Origin of the sequence: Streptomyces lydicus, assembly GCF_001729485.1 — a bacterium.
Taxonomy (GTDB): Bacteria; Actinomycetota; Actinomycetes; order Streptomycetales; family Streptomycetaceae; genus Streptomyces; species Streptomyces lydicus_D.
Genome location: NZ_CP017157.1, coordinates 26,195 through 46,891, shown reverse-complemented (window position 1 = coordinate 46,891; position 20,697 = coordinate 26,195). Strand labels below are relative to the sequence as shown.

Here is a 20,697-nt window from a genome sequence, read left to right as displayed (position 1 = left end):
CCGGCTCCCGGGCAGGTCGGCACGTCGGCCGGCCGCCCACCCCTCACGTCCCCGCCCCCTGCCCCGTACGTGCTGGCGCCTACCGCAGCGGCCTACCGCTCCGGCCCTCTCCCACCTTTCAGCACCACCGCCATTCCCAATTCCTGCAACCTGTTCTACCTTGACGCATCGTCAGATGAAGGCGCCGCGCGGGAGGACAGACCAGTGGACTTCACCTTCACCGAGGAGCAGCAGGCCGCCGTCGAAGCGGCAAGGGCCGTCTTCTCGGGGGTCGCTCCGGACAGCGTGCCCAGCCCCGCGCTCACCGCAGGGGCGGTCGCCGAGGACTTCGACCGCGCGCTGTGGCACAAGCTCGCCGACGCCGATCTGCTGAGCCTGCTCATCGCCCCCGAACACGGCGGCGCGGGCCTGGACCCCATCGCGCTGTGCCTCGTACTGCGCGAGGCGGCCAAGGTGCTGGCGCGCGTCCCGCTGCTGGAGTCCGGCGCCGCCGCACTCACCCTCCAGCGGTACGCGACCGATGCGCTGCGAGCGGAGGTGCTGCCCGGCATCTCCGCCGGGGAACTCGTCGTCACCGCCGCCGCCACCGGCCGCACCGGCCACGAACCGGCCGAGCGCGCGGTGGCAGCCCGCCAGGACGGCGACGACTGGCTCCTCACCGGCACCCAGACCGCCGTCCCCTGGGCCGCGACGGCGGACCGGATCCTGCTGCCCGCCCACACCGCGGAGGGTCACTCCGTACTCGCCCTCGTCCCGCGCACGCACTCCGGCGTCACCCTCGACGACCAGATCTCCACCAGCGGAGAGCGTCTCGCCGAGGTCCAGCTGGACGGCGTACGGCTCAGCAGCCGCGAGGTGATCACCGATCCTGCCGCCTGGGAATTGCTGCGCAACGTCCTGACCACCGGCACCTGTGCCCTCGCCCTCGGCCTCGGCGACCGCGTACTGGCTCTGACCAGCGACTACACCAGCAAACGCGAACAGTTCGGATTCCCGGTGGCGACCTTCCAGGCCGTCGCCGTCCAGGCCGCGGACCGCTTCATCGACCTGCGCGCCATGGAGGCCACGCTCTGGCAGGCCGCCTGGCGCATCACCACCGACGCCGCCGGCCCGCTACCGCCCGCCGGGGACATCGCGGTCGCCAAGATCTGGGCCTCCGAAGGCGTACGCCGCGTCGTCCAGACCGCCCAGCATCTGCACGGCGGTTTCGGCGCCGACACCGACTACGTCCTGCATCGCTACCACGCCTGGGCCAAGCAGCTCGAACTCTCACTGGGCCCGGCCGCCGCCCACGAGGAAGCCCTCGGCGGCCTGCTGGCCACCCACCCGCTGGGGTGAAGCGGGCGACTGCGATGTGGGCCCAGCGCTCACCCGACCGCAGGCCCGTGAGTCCGGGAGTCCGCAGTCCGGAGTCCGAATCCGGACTCCGGCTAGACGACCGTCCCGGAGCCGCCCTTGCCGTCCGTAACGGGGCGGCCGGCGGACTCCCACGCCTGCATACCGCCCGCGACGTTCACCGCGTCGATGCCCTGCTGGAGCAGATACTGCGCCACCTGCGCCGAACGCCCGCCGACCCGGCACAGCACGTACACCTTGCCGCTCTCGGGCGCCGCCTCCGTCAACTCGCCGTAGCGAGCGACGAATTCGCTCATCGGAATGTGCAGCGCGCCCTCGGCGTGCCCCGCCTCCCACTCGTCGTTCTCGCGCACGTCCAGAAGGAAGTCCTCGGACGAGAGGGCATCGACAGCGACGGTGGGTACAGAGCCAAATTGCATAGTCACGACGCTACCCGACCAGCTGCGCGAGGTGAGCCTCGCGCTCTGCGACATCGGCGAGCAGCTTCTCGGCGATCTCGTCCAGCAGTGCGTCCGGGTCCTCCGGCGCCATCTTGATCATCGCGCCGATCGCGCTGTCCTCCAGCTCGGCGGCGACGGCAGCCAGCAGTTCCTTGCGCTCGGCCAGCCACTCCAGGCGGGCATAAAGCTCCTCACTCTCGCTGAGTCGCTCCTCGGCCGGCGCGGGACCGGCCTCCCATTCCTGCGCCAGCCGACCCAGCGCCGCCTCGTCACCCTGGCTGTACGCCCTGTTGACCCGTGCGATGAACTCGTCCCGCCGTGCCCGCTCGGCATCGTCCCGGGCCAGGTCGGGGTGGGCCTTGCGGACCAGCTCGCGGTACGCCTTGCGGGCCTCCTCGCTGGGCCGCACCTTCTGCGGCGGCTGCACCGACTGCTCGGTCAGCATCGCCTGCGCCTCCGGGAAGATCCCCTCCGCCCCCATCCAGCCGTGGAACAACTCCTCCACCTCGGGCATCGGCAGCACCGCTGCCCGCGCTTCCCGCGCCTTCCGGAGGTCCTCGGGGTCGCCGGTCTGCGCCGCGACCGCCTCGGCGATCTGGGCATCCAGCTCGTCCAGCCGCGCGTACATGGGGCCGAGGCGCTGGTGGTGCAGCCGGGAGAAGTTCTCGACCTCGACCCGGAAGGTCTCCACCGCGATCTCGAACTCGATCAGCGCCTGCTCCGCGGCCAGCACCGCCTTCGCCAGCCGCCGGGTCGCCTCGTCCTGACGCGCGCCATCCCCCGCATCCCGCTGACCAGCGTCGCCCTGACCCGCGCCACTTTGCCCGGCATCCTGCTGACCAGCGTCGGGCTGGCCGTCGTCCACCTGGCCGTCGTCGCGGTGACCGGCGCCGCGGTGACCGGCGCCGGCTCCGCTCGCTGCGTCCTGCGTTCCCTGCCCGCCGCGGGCGTCGGGTGCCTGCGTGCCGCCCTGGGCACCCGAGGTACCCGGTACGTCCGCTCCGTGCTGGCCGTCCTGCGCGTTCTCCGCGTGCGAGTTCGTCACCCGGTCAGCGTACGGCCCATGTGGGCTGTGACTCTCGGCCGCCATGCACCACTGCTTTCCGGCTTCCCCTCCCCCCGGGGGCCCTCCCCCCACCCACCCGCCTCCACCACCACCGCTTAGGGCACGACCAGCCCAGGCACGACCAGCTCACACAACACACACGGCTCACAAGCTCACAAAGGGCCGTAAGCAACCACGTCCAACAACAGAGCAGGCGACAGCCTCCACCCCAGTCGCCGCGCAGCGGAGTGGCCACTCCCGGCGCCAGCCCACGCTCGCCCGTCTACCGCGGCGCTCACCACCACGCCCAGCGGCCGGCGCCCGGCCTCTGCGCCCGCTTACCCGCCTCTCCCCTCCCCGGACGGGCGGACGGGCGGGCGGGTGGCTCAGACTCCCAGTTCAGCTGCCACGCGACCGCTCTTGATGGCCGCGATCAAGGCTGCGTGATCGGCTTCGGTTCGGTCCGCGTAGGTGAGCGCGAATCTGGCTATGGCCTCGTCCAGCTCCTCGTTCTTGCCGCAGTAGCCGCCCACCAGGCGTGGGTCGACGCTATGGGCGTGGGCTCGGGCCAGGAGGGCGCCGGTCATGCGGGCGTAATCGTCCAGCTGATCGCCGGACAGCTGCCCCGGGTCCACGCTGCCCTTGCGGTTCCTGAACTGGCGGACCTGGAATGGGCGCCCGCCCGCCGGTGAGCCTTCAGGGTGGATCGCTGCCGTGGCCGATGCAGCAGCCCTGGCCGGCGTCGTGACATCCTGCACCGTCGTCCAACCCAGCAGCATGTCGCTGACGACCTGCATCCGGCGCTGGCCGAGGACCACCCGGCGCCCCTCATGCGCAACCGACGGCACCCGGAAGCCGGCCTTCTCCACATACGGCGTCAGCACCGAGCGACGGGCCTCCTTCACTTGCAGGACCAGTGGCTCGCCCCGGTGATCCAGCAGCAGGACGACATACGACCGCAGGCCCACGCTGCCCGTGCCGACCACGCGGAAGGCCACATCGTGTACCGCGTAGCGGGCCAGCAGCGGCAGCCGGTCCTCGGGGAGGGTCTCCAGGTAGCCGGTGAGGGAGCCGGCCACAGCGGCCGCCTCGGCATCCGACACCCGCCGCAGCACCGGAGGCGCGTCCACGAACCGACGGCCGCCGTCCTCGGTCTCCTCCGTCGCCTTCGCCGCGAACCGTGCGCTGGTGTTCCTGCGCGCCTTGGCCGACACCTTCTCCAGCGTCCCCAGCAGGTCCCGCGCGTCGGCGTGCGAGACGAGCTCCTCGTCGGCGATGGCGTTCCACGCCTCGGTCACCGGCAGCTTCGCCAGCAGCCGCATCGTGCGCCGATATGCCCCCGCCGCATCCTGCGCCGCCTTACGGCAGGCGTCCTCGTCGGCGCCCGCCTCCCGGCCCGCAAGGACCATCGAGGTCGCGAGCCGCTTCACATCCCATTCCCACGGCCCGTACAGCGTCTCGTCGAAGTCGTTGAGGTCGATGACGAGACCACCGCGCGCGTCAGCGTAGAGACCGAAGTTGGCAGCGTGCGCATCCCCGCAGATCTGCGCGCCGATGCCGGTGACGGCTTCGTCCGCCAGGTCGTACGCCATGAGGCCCGCGGAGCCTCGTAGGAAGGCGAAGGGGCTGGCAGCCATCCGGCCGACGCGTATCGGCGTCAGCTCGGGCAGACGCCCGGCGTTGGACTTCTCGACCGCAGTGACGACATCGGGCCGCCCGGCCGCGATCGAAAGCGCGTCCTGTGCGGAGCGCGGCAGCCGCTCCCGCAGCGCCCGGCCGGCGGTCCGCGGCGAAGGCCCCGACGGGCCGTGCTCATCCGCCCTCGCAAACCCCGGTACGTACGGCACACGCGACATGGCGGGCCACCTCCCCCTTCTCGACCGGCGCTACCTGCGCCAGTCACTACGTCACTGCGTTGCTGAGTCACTGCCTTGCTGCCCTGCTGCACACACCCACGCTGAGCAGCCCGGTTGAGCCCTCTCCGTCGAGTCGAGCACTCTCCGCTGAGTCGAGCACTCTTCGCTGAAGATCCTTCGCTGAACATCCTTCGCCGGCACCCTCCGCCCGGCAACCGGCACGCTCCGTACCGCGCACTGCGGAGGTGGTGGCCCGCCGGGCATTCCCCGCGCGCCGACCAGCAATGACGTTACCGACACCCCGTCAAAGCCCGCATCCAAGCCCCCACAACCTGTGGATAACTCGCCGGCTCCGCCCTGCCCCCTTCCTCCTCGCGCCGACGCACCGCAGCCGCCCGTAAGGAGGCGGCCCTACACCCCGACGGCCTCCTCAAGTTCCTCCTCCACCCCGTCATCCACAGCGCCGCGTACCGGCTGCCGCGCAGGCTCCGGCACGGTCGCCGCCACCGCGGCCGCCGCCACCGCCGCGGCATTGGCCGCCGCCTCCGCCTCCGCGGTGCGCCGCCGCCGTTCGGCCAGCGCCGCCAGACCGACCATCAGCACGCCCACCACCAGCCACAACGCCAGCGTCCAGAGGTGTCCTGACAGGCCGTAGCCGTCGAAGTAGACGTGACTGCGGACGCCCTCGACGAAGCCCGCGCCGTTCCAGAAGGAGTGCAGCGCCGCGAAGAATCCGTTCTGCATCTCGGGGCGGAAAATCCCGCCGGAAGAAGTGAAGTTGAGCATCACGAAGAGCGCCATCACGCCCAGCGTCGTCCAACGCTTGAGGAAGGTGTGCAGGCCGGTGCCGATCAGCAGGATGCCTGCCGAGTAGAGCCAGGCCATGCCCCACAGGCCCCACAGGCCGTGGTCGACGAGGTGGAAGATCGGTCCGGCGAACGCCGTGCCGATGAGGCTGACCACGAAGGACGTGCCGACCGCCAGCGCCGCCCGCAGCCGGATCGGCAGCACGGCCCCGGCTCCGCCGATCACCGCGACCGAGGCGTACGAGCCGATGCTGATCGCGACCAGCAGGAAGAAGATGCCCTGGCCGGTCGGGTCGTCGTCGGCGGTCGGGGCGACATCGGTGACCTTCAACGGGGCGCCCTGCTGCGCCGCCAGCGGCGTGAAGATCTTCTGCACTATGGAGGCGCTGGTGTCGGAGGCAGCCGTCGCCACGAGCAGTTCAGGTGCCTTCCCGTTCACGTTTCCGTTGCCGTTCCCGCTCCCGTCGGCGCGCGCCGGCCCGTTCCCGTCCCCCGCACCCCCGTTCCCGTTCGCGGCCGGGACATACGCCCCGAAGATGTCCTGGTGCTTGAGCTGGTGGACCGCCGTCGAACGGTGGGCAACCGTCCGTACCTCCAGGTCACCGCCCGCCTTGTCGTTGATCGACTGGGCGAGCAGCTGGGCGCTCCGGCTCGATCCGACGACCGCGACGGGCAGGTGGTGCGGCGCCGGATGCGCGAAGGCCCCCAGGTACGCCAGCCCCATCCCGATGCACATCAGCAGGGGGGTGATGAGGTGCGTCAGCACATGACGCAGCCCGCCGGGGTGAGCGGGCCCCGCCGAACGGTGGTCGCCGTGGCGTCCGCTTCGACGGTCGGAAACCCGGTCAGCCCGCCGGTCGGCCCGCGGGTCGGAAACCCGGTCGTAAGGCCGGTCGGAAGGCCCGTCGGAGAACCGGTCGTAAGGCCGGTCGGCCCGATCGTCAGGAAGGCGGTCGCCCTGTTGGGCCGTACTCGTGGGAACCGTACTCAAGGGTCAGACCTTCTCAGCTTGTTCGTCTTCTCGTTCTCGTTCGCCCTGGCCAGGCAACGGTTTCGACAGCCGGCCGACCAGCCGGGCGCAGTAGTTGGCAAATACAACTCTCAACTCACGTTGTACTATACAACTACCTCTACGAAAGGCAAGCCGTGCCCCACCGCGACGAGTCAGTCGAGACCATTCAGCAGGAGATGACCGCGTTCGCCCGACGGGCCCGTGCGACCGCCGCACGGATGCATCCCGAGCTGTCGCTGGTCTCCTACACCCTGCTCGCGCACCTCGATGACCAGCAGGGATGCCGCGCGACGGACCTCGCGGCGCACTACCTCCTGGACAAGTCCACGGTCAGCCGGCAGATCGCCGCACTGGAGAAGCTCGGTTTCGTAGAGCGTCGCGTGGACCCGGACGACCAGCGCGTCCAGGTGCTCCACCCCACCGAGAAGGGCGCCCAGGTGCTCGCCAACGTCACCGCGAGCCGCCGCCAGGCGTTCCACGAGCGACTGGCCGACTGGGACGAGGACGACCTCGACCGCTTCGCCACCTACCTGCGCCGCTACAACGCCGCGCAAGAACGCCTGGGCTGAGCCCCAGCGCCAGCCCCAGGCCCAGCCGCAGCCCCAACCCCGGCCCTCACCTCAGCCACAAGCACACAAAGCCCCCACTCCCGGAATCACCACCCCCGGGCCCACCACCCCCGGGCCGCCCCCCGGAAGCGCTACTTCCGGAACCGCTCCGGGCACTGCCCCCCGTCGGCAAGATAGGTCTCCGCCCAGCGCCCCAGCTCCTTGAGTGCGGGCTCCATCGCCAGACCGGCCTCCGTGAGCCGGTAGGAGACCCGCAGCGGCGGGCCGGCGTCCACCTCGCGCACGACCAGGCCGGTCGCCGCCAGCTCCATGAGGCGGTCGGACAGCATCCGTTCACTGATCCCCGGGATGGCCCGCCGCAGGTCGGCGAAGTGCACGCGCCCCGGCATCAGGGTGGCGACGATCAGGCCCGTCCAACGCTTCCCGAACAGTTCGAAGACGCGCGTCATGCCGTCGTCGACCCGCCTACAGGTCGCCTCGCCGTGGTCCGCCATACACCCAGAGTACCGCCCTCCGGTTTGGTACTGCAGAAAAGTAAGCTGCTGTGTTATTAATAGGGACGTACGGAATTCAATCAGTGGCTGTGGTGCCCACCCGGCCGCGTACCGAAGGGCTGCCCCCATGGCCACGCTCCTGCTCATCGACTCCTCCGTCTTCCCCGAGGGCGGCTCCGCCTCCCGCTCCGTCACCGCCGCCTTCCGCAAGGCATGGGAGGAGCAGCACCCCGACGGCACCGTCATTCACCGCGACTTGGCCGTCGACCCGCTGCCGCACCTCGACGGCGTCGCCGCCTCCGCCGGTTTCTCCGACCCCGCCACCCACACCCCCGAGCAGCAGGCCGCCTTCGCACTGCGGGTCGAACTCGCCGAGGAGCTGGAGCGGGCCGATGCGGTCGTCATAGCCGCGCCGATGTACAACTTCACGATCCCCTCCACGCTCAAGGCGTGGCTCGACCAGGTGATCATCATGGGTCGTACGGCGGGTGAGACCCCGTCCGCCAAGGGCACCCCGGTCACCGTGGTCGCCAGCCGCGGCGGCTCGTACGCGCCGGGCACCCCCCGTGAGCCTTTCGAGTACGTGCAGAACTACCTGGAGGCCGTGCTCAACGGCGGTATGGGTCTCGACGTCGACTTCATCGTCCCTGAGCTGACCATGGCCCCCAGCAACCCGGCGATGGCCGAGCTCGTCCCGCTGTACGAGACCTCCCGGGACAAGGCCCTCCAGGACGCGACCGCCAAGGCCAAGGCGCTGGCCGAGCACCTCGCCGCCTGAGAGAACCGCGCGCCCGCCCGGGGGCACCGGCCCCTCGGCCCACCGGCCTGCAGCCCATGGCTCCGGCGCCCCGTGGCCCAAAGCCCTTGACCCATGTCCGCATGTCCCCATGGCCTCAGGGCTCCCGGCCCCGCCCCCGGGCCCGCGCGCACCACTTCACCTCACCCGACGAGACCACCGAAGATCACCGAAGACCGCCCCAGAAGCACCCACAGAAACCGCCCGCACCAGCCCCTCCCCCCCCCCCCCCCCCCCCCGAAGAAGCGCCCCCACCCAGCCGCCACGCCACCCCAAATCCCCGCCCCCGTACCTCACCCCCGCGGCGCCCTCCCCACCCCCACCGTGACCAGCGCGCCCACCGCGAGCAGGCCGCCCAGCCGCATGACGCCCGGCGCGCCCCAGCTGTCCGCGGCCCGGCCGCCGAGCAGCGCGCCGCACGCGATGGCCGCGTTGAACACCGTCACGAACAGGGCGGAAGCCGCTTCCCGGGCGCCCGGCGCCGCCGCCATCAGCCAGGTCTGGGTACTGACCGAGACGCCCCCGTAGGCCAGCCCCCACACGGCCACCAGGACGGCCGCCCCCGGCACCCCGGCACCCCGGCCCAGCAGAGGCATCAGCAGCACCGTCCCGCCGAGCACGGCGCAGATCGCCAGCAACGCCGCCCGCGGCGACCGCGCGGCCGCCGCCCCCGCCGCGAAGTTCCCGGCCAGCCCCGCGAGCCCGAAGGCCAGCAGCAGGGTGCTGATCTGTCCGGGCCCCGCGCCGGCCATCTCCTCCAGCGCCGGGCGCACATAGGTGTACGCCGCGAAATGCCCCGTCACCAGGAGCGCCACCACGACGAGTCCGGTCCGTACGGCCGCGCCGCGCAGGGGCCCGAGCACCCCGCCCAGCCGCACCGCACCGTTGGCCGGCAGCGGCGGCACCAGGACGGCCAGTGCGGCCGCCACCACCCCGCAGACGGCGGCCATCGCCGTGAACGCCGTGCGCCAGCCGCCCAGTTCACCCAGGAAGGTGCCGGCCGGCACGCCCAGCACCGACGCCGCCGCGACGCCGCTGAAGATCAGTGACGTGGCCGCCGCCACCCGCCTCCCGGGCACCAGCCGCACCGCGAGGCCCGCAGCAATCGCCCACACCCCACCCATCCCCAGTCCCACCAGGACCCTGGCCGCCAACAGCACCGCGATATCGGACGCATACGCCGCCAGGAGATTCGCCACCGCCAGCGTGCCCATGAGGAAGGCCAACACCACCCGGCGGTCCCGACGGCCTGCCAGCAGAGGAAGCAGCGGCGCCGCCACCGCCGCGACCAGCCCGGTCACGGTCAGCGTCAGCCCCGCCGTACCGTCCGAGACCCGCAACTCCCGGCCGATCGGCGACAACAGCCCCACCGGCAGCATCTCCGACGTCACGACGGTGAAGGTCGCCGCCGCCAGCGCCCCCACCGCCGGCCAGCCACCGCCCCGCCCCCGTCCCCCTGCGCTTGCCACGATGGCCGGTTCATCCGTCCGGGCGGTCCTCGCGCCCTCGATCTTCGTCATGCCCCCAGCCAACTCCCGCGCCCATGGGGGAACAACGGCCAACTCCTCACCCTTCTATGAGCAGGACTCATCGATCCCCGCGCCCCGCACCGCGAAAGACACAGGACCCCATGAGCGGCCCGCACCCCGCCACCACCCGCGCCACCCCCACCCCCGGCCTCGAACTCCGCGAGCTGGAGTGCTTCCTCGTGCTCTCCGAGGAACTGCACTTCGGCCGCACCGGCGAGCGGCTGTACGTCTCGCAGAGCCGGGTCAGCCAGCTCCTGCGCTCCCTGGAGTCCCGCATCGGCGCCCGCCTCGTGGACCGCACCAGCCGCCGGGTCCGCCTCACCCCGCTCGGCGAGGAGTTCCGTACGTCCCTGCGCCCCGCCTACGACGCACTGCGCGCCACCGTGGAGCGCGCCCGCAGCGCCGCCCGCGGCATCGAGGGCAGGCTGACGATCGGCTTCCAGGGCACCGCCGACGACCGGATCATGCAGGCCATCGACGCCTTCCAGGCCCGCCACCCGGGCTGCGCCACCGAGATCGTCGAGATCCCGCTCTGCGATCCCTTCGGCGCGCTGCGCCGCGGCACGGTCGACGTCGCGGTCACGCTGCTGCCCGTGGCCGAGCCCGATCTCACCCTCGGCCCGGTCTTCTCCGCCCAGCAGCAGACCCTCGCGCTCTCCGTACGCCACCCGCTGGCGTCCCGTACCGCGCTGACCGCCGAGGAACTCACCGCCGTCGCGCTGATCTCCCCCGACGGCCCGGCCCCCGCCTACTGGCGCGCGGCCCACGCCCCGGCCGCCACCCCACAGGGCCGCGTGATCCCCGCCGGCCCCCGGGTCAGCACCCTGCAGGAGGGCCTCACCCTGACCGCGGCCGGCCGCGGCGGAATGCTGCTGTGCCGCCCCACCGCCGACTACCACGGCCGCCGCGACCTCGTCTTCGTCCCCGTCACCGGCCTGCCGGACTCGGTCCTGGGTCTGGTGCACCACACCGCGCGCGAGACGGCACGGGTCCGCGCCTTCCGTACGGCGGTGACGGAGAGCGCCGCGGACGAGGCGGAGGTCACAGCGGCAACGGGTCGCGCGACGCCGACGAACGCCGCCGCCGATGTGAGCTAGCCCTCAGGCCGGCCCGCCCGACCCACCGCGCACCGTGACATGGCCAACAATGTGACGCATGCAACGAAAGACCCCCGGCTTCCGGATTTCTCCGGAGACCGGGGGTCTCATCTGTGCGCGAGGGGGGAGTTGAACCCCCACGCCCTTTCGGGCACTGGAACCTGAATCCAGCGCGTCTGCCTATTCCGCCACCCGCGCATGGGTGCTGCCGGTTGATCCTCTCACGCGATCCGGGCTGTTCCGTCCGGGTCTTGTGTGAGCGCCTGCCGACATCCAGAACATTAGCACGCTGTCCGGGGTGGGTTCACACGCCTTTCCCCTGGCCCCCGGTCCCCGGACCGGCGCCTGGCCCGGCACCGTCCCGGAGCCCGCCCGGCACCCCCTCGTGCCTCGGGCATTCGCCGAGCACTGCCCAAAGGGTCCACACTCGCGGTAGCCGTCACCGGGGCGCGTCACGCCCGGACCGTCGGCGGGCCGGGCGGAAGACCGCACGATCCGTACGGTGCGCTGCCCGACTCCCGGCCCCGCCCGCCGGGAGTGGTCGGCGGTTGCGGGACACTGTCATCGGGGCACATCTACGATCGCAGTGCACGACAGTGGGCAGGAGCAAGGAAGCACCGGGCAACCCTGTGAGGGGCGACACTCGTCCTCAAGGCGGGAAAGGGGAACCAGCCGATTTCCCGACGCGTGGATACGATCAGTAAGCAGTATCAGGACGACCCGATCAGGATGACCCCGCCGAAGACTGAGGAAGGAGGTGCCCCGTGGGAGTACTGAAGCGTTTCGAGCAGCGTCTCGAAGGTCTCGTCAACGGCACCTTCGCCAAGGTGTTCAAGTCCGAGGTGCAGCCCGTTGAGATCGCCGGCGCGCTGCAGCGCGAGTGCGACAACAACGCCACCATCTGGAACCGCGACCGCACGGTCGTCCCCAACGACTTCATCGTCGAACTGAGCGCCCCCGACTACGAGCGGCTGAGCCCGTACAGCGGGCAGCTCGGCGACGAGCTGTCGAGCATGGTCCGCGACTACGCCAAGCAGCAGCGCTACACCTTCATGGGGTCGATCAAGGTCCACCTCGAGAAGGCCGACGACCTCGACACCGGCCTGTACCGCGTCCGCAGCCGCACGCTCGCGTCCAGCAGCTCGCAGGACCAGCCCGGCCAGGCGGCGCAGCGCGCTTCCGCCGCACCGCAGGGCGGCCGGGCCGGTGGCGGCCACGTGAGCGCACCCCCCATGCCGTCCTCCCCGCCTTCCGGCGGCGCACAGCCCGTACCCCGTACGGCACCGCCCGGTGCAGGACCGCAGCCCTACGCGCAGACCAGGCGCTGGATCGAGATCAACGGCACCCGCCACCAGATCTCGCGCCCCACTCTCGTGCTGGGCCGCAGCACCGACGCTGACGTACGGATCGACGACCCGGGTGTCTCCCGGCGTCACTGTGAGATCCGGGTCGGAACGCCCCCCATGATCCAGGATCTGGGCTCCACGAACGGCATCGTGGTAGACGGGCAGCACACCACCCGCGCTAATCTCCGCGACGGCTCGCGGATTGTCGTGGGCAGTACCACCATCGTTTACCGGCAAGCCGAAGGGTGAAGCGGGGGCAATGTCAGAGCTGACCCTCACGGTCATGCGGTTGGGTTTCCTCGCCGTACTGTGGCTGTTCGTCATCGTGGCCGTTCAGGTCATCCGCAGCGATCTGTTCGGCACGCGCGTCACGCAACGCGGTGCCGCGCGGCGCGGCGGGCAGGAACCGCGTGCGCAGCGCCAGGCTGCGGCGCCGCCGCAGCAGCAGCAGCAGCGCCGCCAGGAAGGCGGCCGCGGCAACAACCGGCAGCGCCGCGGGGCCCCCACGAAGCTGGTGGTCTCCGAAGGCTCGCTGACCGGCACCACCGTCGCCCTCCAAGGCCAGACGATCTCCCTGGGCCGTGCGCACGACTCCACGATCGTGCTGGACGACGACTACGCGTCCAGCCGGCATGCCAGGATCTACCCGGACCGTGACGGCCAGTGGATCGTCGAGGATCTCGGTTCCACCAACGGCACGTACCTGGACCGGACCCGACTGACGACCCCGACACCGATTCCGCTGGGAGCCCCGATCCGCATCGGCAAGACCGTCATCGAGCTGCGGAAGTAGTACGACAATGAGCGAGCGGAGCGAGCGAGCCGCGGCGGTCCACTCGGCGGACCCGGGCGTGCTCCCGACCGGAGGGTGGGCAGTGTGGCTCGACGAGACCGGCTGTACCCCGAGCCGACGGGTGAGGTGCGCATGAGTCTGTCCCTGCGCTTTGCCGCCGGATCGCACAAGGGCATGATCCGCGAGGGCAACGAGGACTCCGGCTACGCCGGCCCGCGGCTGCTCGCCATCGCCGACGGCATGGGCGGCCAGGCCGCCGGTGAGGTCGCCTCCTCCGAGGTGATCTCCACCCTCGTCCAGCTCGACGACGACGTCCCCGGTTCGGACATCCTCACCTCGCTCGGCACCGCCGTGCAGCGCGCCAACGATCAGCTGCGGGTGATGGTCGAGGAGGACCCGCAGCTGGAGGGCATGGGCACGACCCTGACCGCGCTGCTGTGGACCGGGCAGCGGCTCGGCCTCGTGCACGTCGGTGACTCGCGCGCCTACCTGCTGCGCGACGGCGTGCTGACGCAGATCACCCAGGACCACACCTGGGTGCAGCGGCTGGTCGACGAGGGCCGGATCACCGAGGAAGAAGCCACCACGCACCCGCAGCGGTCGCTGCTGATGCGGGCGCTGGGCAGCGGCGATCACGTCGAGCCCGACCTGTCGATCCGCGAGGTGCGGGCCGGCGACCGGTACCTGATCTGCTCGGACGGGCTGTCCGGCGTCGTCAGCCACCAGACGCTGGAGGAGACCCTCGCCGGCTACCACGGGCCGCACGAGACCGTGCAGGAGCTGATCCAGCTCGCGCTGCGCGGCGGCGGCCCCGACAACATCACCTGCATCGTCGCCGACGTCCTGGACGTGGACGGCAACGAGTCGATGGCCGGGCAGCTCAACGACACCCCGGTGATCGTCGGTGCCGTCGCGGAGAACCAGCACCAGCTGAGCGACCCCAGCACGCTGCAGACGCCGGCCGCGCGGGCGGCCGAACTCGGCCGCCCCGGCGGGCCGCCCGCCGGCCCCGGTGGCGCCTTCGGCCCGCCCGGAAGCGGCGACCCGGAGGTCGGCGGTCCGCCGCAGGGCTCCTTCGGCGCCTTCATGGACGAGGACTTCGTCAAGCCGCGGCGGCGCGGTAGGTGGATCAAGCGCTCGCTGTTCCTCGTGCTGGCGCTCGGTGTGATCGGCGGTGGGCTCTACGGGGGCTACCGCTGGACGCAGACCCAGTACTTCGTCGGCGCCAAGGACGACCACATCGCGCTGTACCGCGGCATCAGCCAGGACCTCGCGTGGATCCGGCTGAACGACGTGGACGAGGACCACCCCGAGATCGAACTCAAGTACCTCCCGCTGTACCAGCGCAACCAGGTCAAGGAGACCATCGCGGTCGACAGCCGTACGCAGGCGGGCGAGAAGGTCACCGAGCTGAGCAAGCAGGCCAACGCCTGCCGCAGCAAGGAGCAGCGGGAGGCCGCCGAGCGCGAGGCGGCGCGCAACAAGGGCAAGGGCCAGGCGGGCACGCCGGGCAAGCCCGGTTCGACCGCCAAGCCCGGCACGCAGACCGGCAAGCCCGGTTCCACCGACAAGGCGGGCACCACCGGAGGCACCGGCACGGCCGGGGCCCTCTCGGCGACCGTCACGCCGTCTCCCACAGCCACTCCCAGCCAGGCCCCCTCCGAGGAGCAGCAGAAGCTGGAAAAGAATTGCAGCACCCAGCAGTGAGGGCGTAGGGGGCCGGAGATCTCATGAGCAGTACCACCAACACCACCACCATCGGCACCATCGGAGCCCCGAGCCGCCGCAACACCGAGCTCGCGCTGCTCGTCTTCGCGGTGATCATTCCGGTGTTCGCGTACATCAACGTGGGCCTGGCCAAGGAGGAGACCGTCCCCGCCGGTGTGCTCGGCTACACCCTGGGGCTCGGCCTGCTGGCCGGCGTGGCGCACCTCGTCGTACGCAAGTGGGCGCCGTACGCGGATCCGCTGATGCTGCCGATCGCCACCCTGCTCAACGGCCTGGGTCTGGTCTTCATCTGGCGGCTGGACCAGGAGCCGCAGATCAGCACGCCGCAGCTGGGCGGTGCGATGGCGCCGGGGCAGCTGATGTGGTCGACGCTGGGCGTCGCGCTCTTCCTCGGCGTACTGATCTTCCTCAAGGACCACCGTGTCCTGCAGCGCTACACCTACATCTCGATGGTGGTGGCGCTGGTCCTGCTGATCTCGCCGATCTTCTTCCCGGCCCGCTTCGGCGCGCGCATCTGGATCACCATCCCCGGTGTCGGTTCGCTCCAGCCCGGTGAGTTCGCGAAGATCATCATCGCGATCTTCTTCGCCGGGTACCTGATGGTGAAGCGGGACGCGCTGGCGCTGGCCAGCCGCCGCTTCATGGGCCTGTACCTCCCGCGCGGCCGTGACCTCGGACCGATCCTGGTCATCTGGGCGCTGAGCCTGATGATCCTGGTCTTCGAGACCGACCTCGGTACCTCGCTGCTGTTCTTCGGCCTCTTCGTGATCATGCTGTACGTGGCCACCGAGCGCACCAGCTGGATCGTCTTCGGTCTGCTGCTGAGCGCCGGCGGTGCGGTCGCCGTGGCCACCTTCGAGTCCCATGTGCAGGTCCGTGTCCACAACTGGCTGAACCCGCTGGAGCTGCTGAACGGCGGTGTCACCGAGACCGCCCAGGCCATGTACTCCTTCGGTTCCGGCGGCATCCTCGGCTCGGGTCTGGGCCAGGGCTACTCCCGGCTGATCGGCGGTATCGCGCCCAAGAGCGACTACATCCTCGCCACCGTCGGCGAGGAGATCGGGCTGGCCGGCCTGATGGCCATCCTGATGCTGTACGGCCTGCTCATCGAGCGCGGTATCCGTACGGCGCTGGCCGCCCGCGACCCGTTCGGCAAGCTGCTGGCCGTCGGCCTGTCCGGCGCCTTCGCGCTGCAGGTCTTCGTCGTCGCCGGCGGTGTGACGGGCCTGATCCCGCTGACCGGTATGACGATGCCGTTCCTCGCCCAGGGTGGCTCCTCCGTGATCGCCAACTGGGCGCTGGTCGCGATCCTGCTTCGCATCAGCGACACCGCGCGCCGCCCGGCGCCGACCCCCGCCCCGTCCACCGACGCCGAGATGACCCAGGTGGTCCGCCCGTGAACAAGCCTCTGCGCCGGGTCGCGATCTTCTGCGGCCTGCTCGTCCTCGCCCTGCTCGTCCGCGTCAACTGGGTGCAGTTCGTCGAGGGCGACCAGCTCAAGAACGACACGAACAACCGCCGGGTGGCCATCGAGCGCTACAGCACGCCGCGCGGCAACATCATCGTCGACGGCAAGGCGATCACCGGCTCGACGACCACCGACAGCGGCGACTTCAAGTACAAGCGGACGTACAAGAACGGCAAGATGTGGGCGCCGGTCACCGGCTACGCCTCGCAGGCGTTCGACGCCAACCAGCTGGAGAAGCTCAACGACGGCATCCTCACCGGCACCGATGACCGGCTCTTCTTCAGCCGCACGGTCGACATGTTCACCGGCAGCAAGCAGAAGGGCGGCAACGTCGTCACGACGCTGGACGCCAAGGCGCAGAAGGCGGCCTTCGAGGGCCTGGGCAACCAGAAGGGCGCGGTCGCCGCGATCAACCCGGAGACCGGGGCGATCCTGGCGCTGGCCAGCACCCCGTCGTACGACCCGTCCACGTTCGCCGGCATGAGCAACAAGGACGCCGAGGCGTACAACGGTCTGCTGAAGAAGAACAACCCCGACGAGCCGATGCTCAACCGGGCGCTGCGGCAGACCTACCCGCCGGGCTCCACCTTCAAGGTCGTCACGGCCTCGGCGGCGCTGGAGAACGGCCTGTACACCGACGTCGACGCCAAGACCGACTCGCCGGTCCCGTACACGCTGCCCGACACCGCCGGCCTTCCGCTGAAGAACGAGGGCTCCATCCAGTGTGAGAACGTCAGCCTGCGCGAGGCGCTGCGCCTGTCGTGCAACACGGTCTTCGGCAAGGTCAGCGCTGACCTCGGCAACAAGAAGATGAAGGCCGAGGCGGAGAAGTTCGGCTTCAACAACTCCAAGATCGACACCCCGGTGCGGGCCGCGGAGAGCATCTTCCCCACCGACAACCGGCCGCAGAATGCCATGGCCGGTATCGGGCAGGCGTCCAACCGGGCCACGCCGCTGCAGATGGCCATGGTCGCTTCGGCGGTCGCCAACGGCGGCAAGCTGATGAGGCCGTACATGGTCGACCAGCTGGTCGCGCCGAACCTCAACGTGGTGCAGCAGCACACGCCGCAGGAGATGAGCCGGCCGCTCAGCCCGGAGAACGCGCAGAAGATCCAGAGCATCATGGAGACCGTCGTCAAGAGCGGCACGGGAACCAATGCACAGATCCCGAACGTCACAGTCGGGGGTAAGACGGGTACCGCCCAGCACGGCGAGAACAACAAGGACAACCCGTACGCCTGGTTCATCTCCTACGCGAAGACCGACAAGGGCACCCCCGTAGCGGTCGCTGTCGTCATTGAGGGATCCGACACCCTTCGCGATGACATCGCCGGTGGCAAGCTCGCCGCTCCCATCGCGAAGCGCGTCATGGAGGCGGTACTCGAAGGCGAGAAGTGACTCGGGTCATGCCAGTACCGGTCACGTATCAGGTTGCGGCTCCGGCCCGGTCCGATGCGGCGTCCCGGGTACGGTAGCCCGGACAGCACACCGCCGGACCACACACGGGTGCGGTCGGGACTGACGGAGAGGGCTGGAGAAGCTTATGGAAGAGCCGCGTCGCCTCGGCGGCCGGTACGAGCTGGGCTCGGTGCTCGGCCGCGGTGGCATGGCCGAGGTGTACCTCGCGCATGACACCCGCCTCGGCCGCACCGTAGCGGTGAAGACGCTGCGGGTGGATCTTGCCCGCGACCCGTCCTTCCAGGCCCGGTTCCGCCGTGAGGCCCAGTCGGCCGCCTCGCTGAACCATCCGTCGATCGTCGCGGTCTACGACACCGGCGAGGACTACGTCGACGGTGTCTCGATCCCGTACATCGTCATGGAGTACGTGGACGGGTCCACGCTGCGTGAGCTGCTGCACTCCGGCCGCAAGCTGCTGCCCGAGCGGTCGCTGGAGATGACCACCGGCGTCCTCCAGGCGCTGGAGTACTCGCACCGCGCCGGCATCGTCCACCGCGACATCAAGCCGGCGAACGTCATGCTGACGCGCACCGGGCAGGTCAAGGTCATGGACTTCGGCATCGCCCGCGCCATGGGTGACGCCGGTATGACCATGACGCAGACCGCCGCGGTCATCGGCACCGCCCAGTACCTCTCGCCCGAGCAGGCCAAGGGCGAGCAGGTCGACGCCCGCTCCGACCTGTACTCCACCGGCTGTCTGCTCTATGAGCTGCTCACCGTCCGGCCGCCGTTCGTCGGTGACTCGCCGGTCGCGGTGGCCTACCAGCACGTCCGCGAGGAGCCGCAGAAGCCCAGCAACTTCGACCCCGAGATCACGCCGGAGATGGACGCGATCGTCCTGAAGGCGCTGGTCAAGGACCCGGACTACCGCTATCAGTCGGCCGACGAGATGCGCGCCGACATCGAGGCGGCGCTGGACGGCCAGCCGGTCGCGGCGGCCTCCGCCCTGGGCGCGGTCGGCTACGACCAGGACCAGCCGACGACGATGCTGCGCGCGCAGGACGGCGGCGGCCCGAAGACCTCGATGCTCCCGCCGATGAACCCGGACGACGGGGGCTACGGCTACGACGACCGCGGTGACCGGCGACGGGGCGGCGGCCAGAAGAAGAGCCACACCTCGACGATCCTGCTGGTGCTCGCGGCGATCCTGGTCCTGGTCGGTGCGATCTTCATCGGCAAGGCGATGTTCAGCGGCGGCAAGCAGGACAACAAGCTCGCCGCGCCCAACCTCGTCGGCAGGACGCTGAAGGAGGCCAAGCAGGCGGGGGTGAACAGCTCCTTCAAGGTCGCCCTGGGTGGCCGTAAGCCCTGCGAGAACCAGAAGAAGGGCCAGGTCACCGAGCAGTCCCCGGACGCCGGCACGCAGATCGCGAAGAACGACACGATCACGGTGACGCTGTGCTCCGGGGCCGTGAAGGTGACCGTGCCCGACGTCACGGGCTACACCGTCGACAAGGCCAAGTCGGTCCTGTCCTCCAAGGGCTTCACGGACGTCAAGCAGACCACGGAGGAGTCCGACAAGGCGGCCGGCACGGTCATCCGTCAGAACCCCGACGCGCAGACCGACCAGCCGAAGGACACGACGATCACGCTGGTCGTGGCCCAGCCGACGCCCAAGCAGCAGATCCCGGACGTCAAGGGCCAGGACGCCGCGGCGGCCGAGAAGCAGCTGAAGGATCTCGGCTTCAACGTCAGCAAGACCGAGCAGGAGACGCCCGACCCGAACCAGGTCGGCAAGGTGATCGACGAGAGTCCGGCGGGCGGCACGGAGGCCAAGAACGGCTCCACGGTCACCCTCACGATCGGCAAGGCGGCCGCGCAGACGCCCGTGCCGGACGTGCGGACCCAGAAGCTGAAGGATGCGAAGAAGGCGCTCCAGCAGGCCGGCTTCACCAACATCCAGATCACCGGCCCGCAGGACGACAACGCCCGGGTGATCAACCAGGACCCGCAGCCGAACACGCCGTCCGACCCCAAGTCGGCCACCGTGACGCTGACCACCATCGGTGGCGGTGGCGGCGGCAATGACGGTGGCGGCGGCATCTTCGGCGGACCGTTCGGAGGCTAGCGAGCAGCGACCCGCTGAGCGTCCTCACGACGAAGCCCCGGCAGCCCTTGGAGGGCGGCCGGGGCTCTGTCATGCGCGGGTACTGCGCGGTGCCCCTAGCGCAGCTCCTCCGGAGGGGTGCGGTCCGCGTCGACCTTCTCGGTGCGTTCCAGTTCGCCCCAGACGATGTAGCGGTACGTCGAGGTGTAGACCGGGGTGCAGGTCGTGAGGGTGATGTAGCGGCCGGCCTTGTGCTTGCCGGACTCCTTGGGGATCTTGTTGAGGACGTCGACGTTGTACTTCGAAGTCTCGGGGAGCGTCGCGAAGACCTTGTAGACGTACCAGGTGTCCTTGGTCTCGAAGACGATCGGGTCGCCGTCCTTGAGCTTGTCGATGTTGTGGAACTTCGCGCCGTGGCCGTCGCGGTGCGCGGCGAGGGTGAAGTTGCCCTTCTTGTCCTGCGGCAGGGCGGACTTGACCGGCTTGGTGTAGTAGCCGGCCACCCCCTCGTTGAGCACCTCGCTGCTGGTGCCCTTCTTGACCAGCACCTCGCCGTTGTCCATCGCCGGCACGTGCAGGAAGCCGATGCCGTCCTTGGTGTCGAGCGCCCCCGGCCCCTTGGGGCCGCTGTGCGCCCAGCGCTGGCGCACCTGGTCGCCCTGCTTGTGCGCCTCATTGTCGGCGAGGACGTTGGTCCACCACAGCGAGTAGGCGACGAACAGGCCCAGGACCAGGCCGGCCGTGATCAGCAGTTCGCCGATGACGCTGACGATGGAGGCGATGGTCCTGCGCACGCGGCGCGGCGTGGGAGGCGGCGCGGCGCGGTGGCTTCCCTCATCGGTTTCGGTCGCGGTCAC

Annotated in this window: 17 protein-coding genes and 1 tRNA gene; 10 read left to right on the top strand and 8 right to left on the bottom strand. The window is 70.4% G+C overall.

Annotated elements, in window-relative coordinates; translation table 11 throughout:
* Window positions 1-204: 204 nt before the first annotated feature.
* Complete coding sequence (locus tag SL103_RS00200; RefSeq protein WP_069566767.1) at window positions 205-1,338, top strand: acyl-CoA dehydrogenase family protein; 1,134 nt, start codon at window positions 205-207, stop codon at window positions 1,336-1,338.
* 92 nt (window positions 1,339-1,430) lie between these two features.
* Here SL103_RS00200 and SL103_RS00195 read toward each other — a convergent pair whose 3' ends face one another.
* The 4 genes from SL103_RS00195 to SL103_RS00180 all read right to left on the bottom strand — a co-directional run bounded on the left by SL103_RS00195 (window position 1,431) and on the right by SL103_RS00180 (window position 6,269).
* Window positions 1,431-1,775 carry a rhodanese-like domain-containing protein gene (locus SL103_RS00195; RefSeq protein ID WP_069573209.1) on the bottom strand — a complete coding sequence of 115 codons (345 nt, stop codon included), beginning with the start codon at window positions 1,773-1,775 and terminating at the stop codon, window positions 1,431-1,433.
* 10 nt (window positions 1,776-1,785) lie between these two features.
* Window positions 1,786-2,841, bottom strand: a complete 1,056-nt coding sequence (locus tag SL103_RS00190) for a J domain-containing protein (RefSeq protein WP_244303801.1) — start codon at window positions 2,839-2,841, stop codon at window positions 1,786-1,788.
* A gap of 386 nt (window positions 2,842-3,227) precedes the next feature.
* Entirely contained in the window at window positions 3,228-4,697 is a 1,470-nt protein-coding gene (locus SL103_RS00185; RefSeq protein WP_069566766.1) for a DUF2252 domain-containing protein, read from the bottom strand.
* Window positions 4,698-5,108: 411 nt separating this feature from the next.
* A complete protein-coding gene (locus SL103_RS00180; RefSeq protein WP_069566765.1) occupies window positions 5,109-6,269 on the bottom strand; it encodes a hypothetical protein in 1,161 nt (386 codons plus the stop codon).
* Window positions 6,270-6,649: 380 nt separating this feature from the next.
* Here SL103_RS00180 and SL103_RS00175 point away from each other — a divergent pair, with 380 nt between their 5' ends.
* Window positions 6,650-7,084 (top strand): MarR family winged helix-turn-helix transcriptional regulator, encoded by a 435-nt coding sequence (locus tag SL103_RS00175; protein WP_069566764.1) that lies wholly within the window; start codon window positions 6,650-6,652, stop codon window positions 7,082-7,084.
* 131 nt (window positions 7,085-7,215) lie between these two features.
* On the opposite strand, the gene SL103_RS00170 is transcribed toward SL103_RS00175, so the two are convergent.
* Window positions 7,216-7,578 carry a winged helix-turn-helix transcriptional regulator gene (locus SL103_RS00170; RefSeq protein ID WP_069566763.1) on the bottom strand — a complete coding sequence of 121 codons (363 nt, stop codon included), beginning with the start codon at window positions 7,576-7,578 and terminating at the stop codon, window positions 7,216-7,218.
* Between the two features lie 127 nt (window positions 7,579-7,705).
* Between SL103_RS00170 and SL103_RS00165 the strand changes: the two genes are divergently transcribed.
* A complete protein-coding gene (locus SL103_RS00165; protein WP_069566762.1) occupies window positions 7,706-8,356 on the top strand; it encodes an FMN-dependent NADH-azoreductase in 651 nt (216 codons plus the stop codon).
* Between the two features lie 311 nt (window positions 8,357-8,667).
* Here SL103_RS00165 and SL103_RS00160 read toward each other — a convergent pair whose 3' ends face one another.
* The gene (locus SL103_RS00160; protein ID WP_099055364.1) at window positions 8,668-9,894 is read right to left on the bottom strand and encodes an MFS transporter; all 1,227 of its coding nucleotides are present in this window, start codon (window positions 9,892-9,894) and stop codon (window positions 8,668-8,670) included.
* Between the two features lie 110 nt (window positions 9,895-10,004).
* On the opposite strand from SL103_RS00160, the gene SL103_RS00155 reads away from it, so the two are divergent.
* Window positions 10,005-11,000 (top strand): LysR family transcriptional regulator, encoded by a 996-nt coding sequence (locus SL103_RS00155; RefSeq protein ID WP_069566760.1) that lies wholly within the window; start codon window positions 10,005-10,007, stop codon window positions 10,998-11,000.
* Between the two features lie 114 nt (window positions 11,001-11,114).
* Here the strand turns inward: SL103_RS00155 and SL103_RS00150 are convergent.
* Window positions 11,115-11,198, bottom strand: a tRNA-Leu gene (locus SL103_RS00150).
* 566 nt (window positions 11,199-11,764) lie between these two features.
* Here SL103_RS00150 and SL103_RS00145 point away from each other — a divergent pair.
* The 6 genes from SL103_RS00145 (at window position 11,765) to pknB (ending at window position 19,861) form a co-directional block, all read left to right on the top strand.
* A complete protein-coding gene (locus tag SL103_RS00145) occupies window positions 11,765-12,595 on the top strand; it encodes an FhaA domain-containing protein (RefSeq protein WP_069566759.1) in 831 nt (276 codons plus the stop codon).
* A gap of 10 nt (window positions 12,596-12,605) precedes the next feature.
* On the top strand, window positions 12,606-13,139 hold the full coding sequence (locus SL103_RS00140; RefSeq protein WP_069566758.1) for an FHA domain-containing protein FhaB/FipA: 534 nt from the start codon (window positions 12,606-12,608) through the stop codon (window positions 13,137-13,139).
* Window positions 13,140-13,271: 132 nt separating this feature from the next.
* Window positions 13,272-14,846 (top strand): PP2C family protein-serine/threonine phosphatase, encoded by a 1,575-nt coding sequence (locus tag SL103_RS00135; RefSeq protein WP_069566757.1) that lies wholly within the window; start codon window positions 13,272-13,274, stop codon window positions 14,844-14,846.
* Between the two features lie 23 nt (window positions 14,847-14,869).
* The gene (locus SL103_RS00130; protein WP_033266974.1) at window positions 14,870-16,267 is read left to right on the top strand and encodes an FtsW/RodA/SpoVE family cell cycle protein; all 1,398 of its coding nucleotides are present in this window, start codon (window positions 14,870-14,872) and stop codon (window positions 16,265-16,267) included.
* Window positions 16,264-17,733, top strand: a complete 1,470-nt coding sequence (locus SL103_RS00125) for a peptidoglycan D,D-transpeptidase FtsI family protein (RefSeq protein ID WP_069566756.1) — start codon at window positions 16,264-16,266, stop codon at window positions 17,731-17,733. The genes SL103_RS00130 and SL103_RS00125 overlap by 4 nt, the downstream gene beginning before the upstream one ends.
* Before the next feature lie 145 nt (window positions 17,734-17,878).
* Entirely contained in the window at window positions 17,879-19,861 is a 1,983-nt protein-coding gene (gene pknB, locus SL103_RS00120) for a Stk1 family PASTA domain-containing Ser/Thr kinase (protein ID WP_069566755.1), read from the top strand.
* A 95-nt stretch (window positions 19,862-19,956) separates the two neighbouring features.
* Here pknB and SL103_RS00115 read toward each other — a convergent pair whose 3' ends face one another.
* Entirely contained in the window at window positions 19,957-20,697 is a 741-nt protein-coding gene (locus SL103_RS00115; RefSeq protein ID WP_069566754.1) for a class E sortase, read from the bottom strand.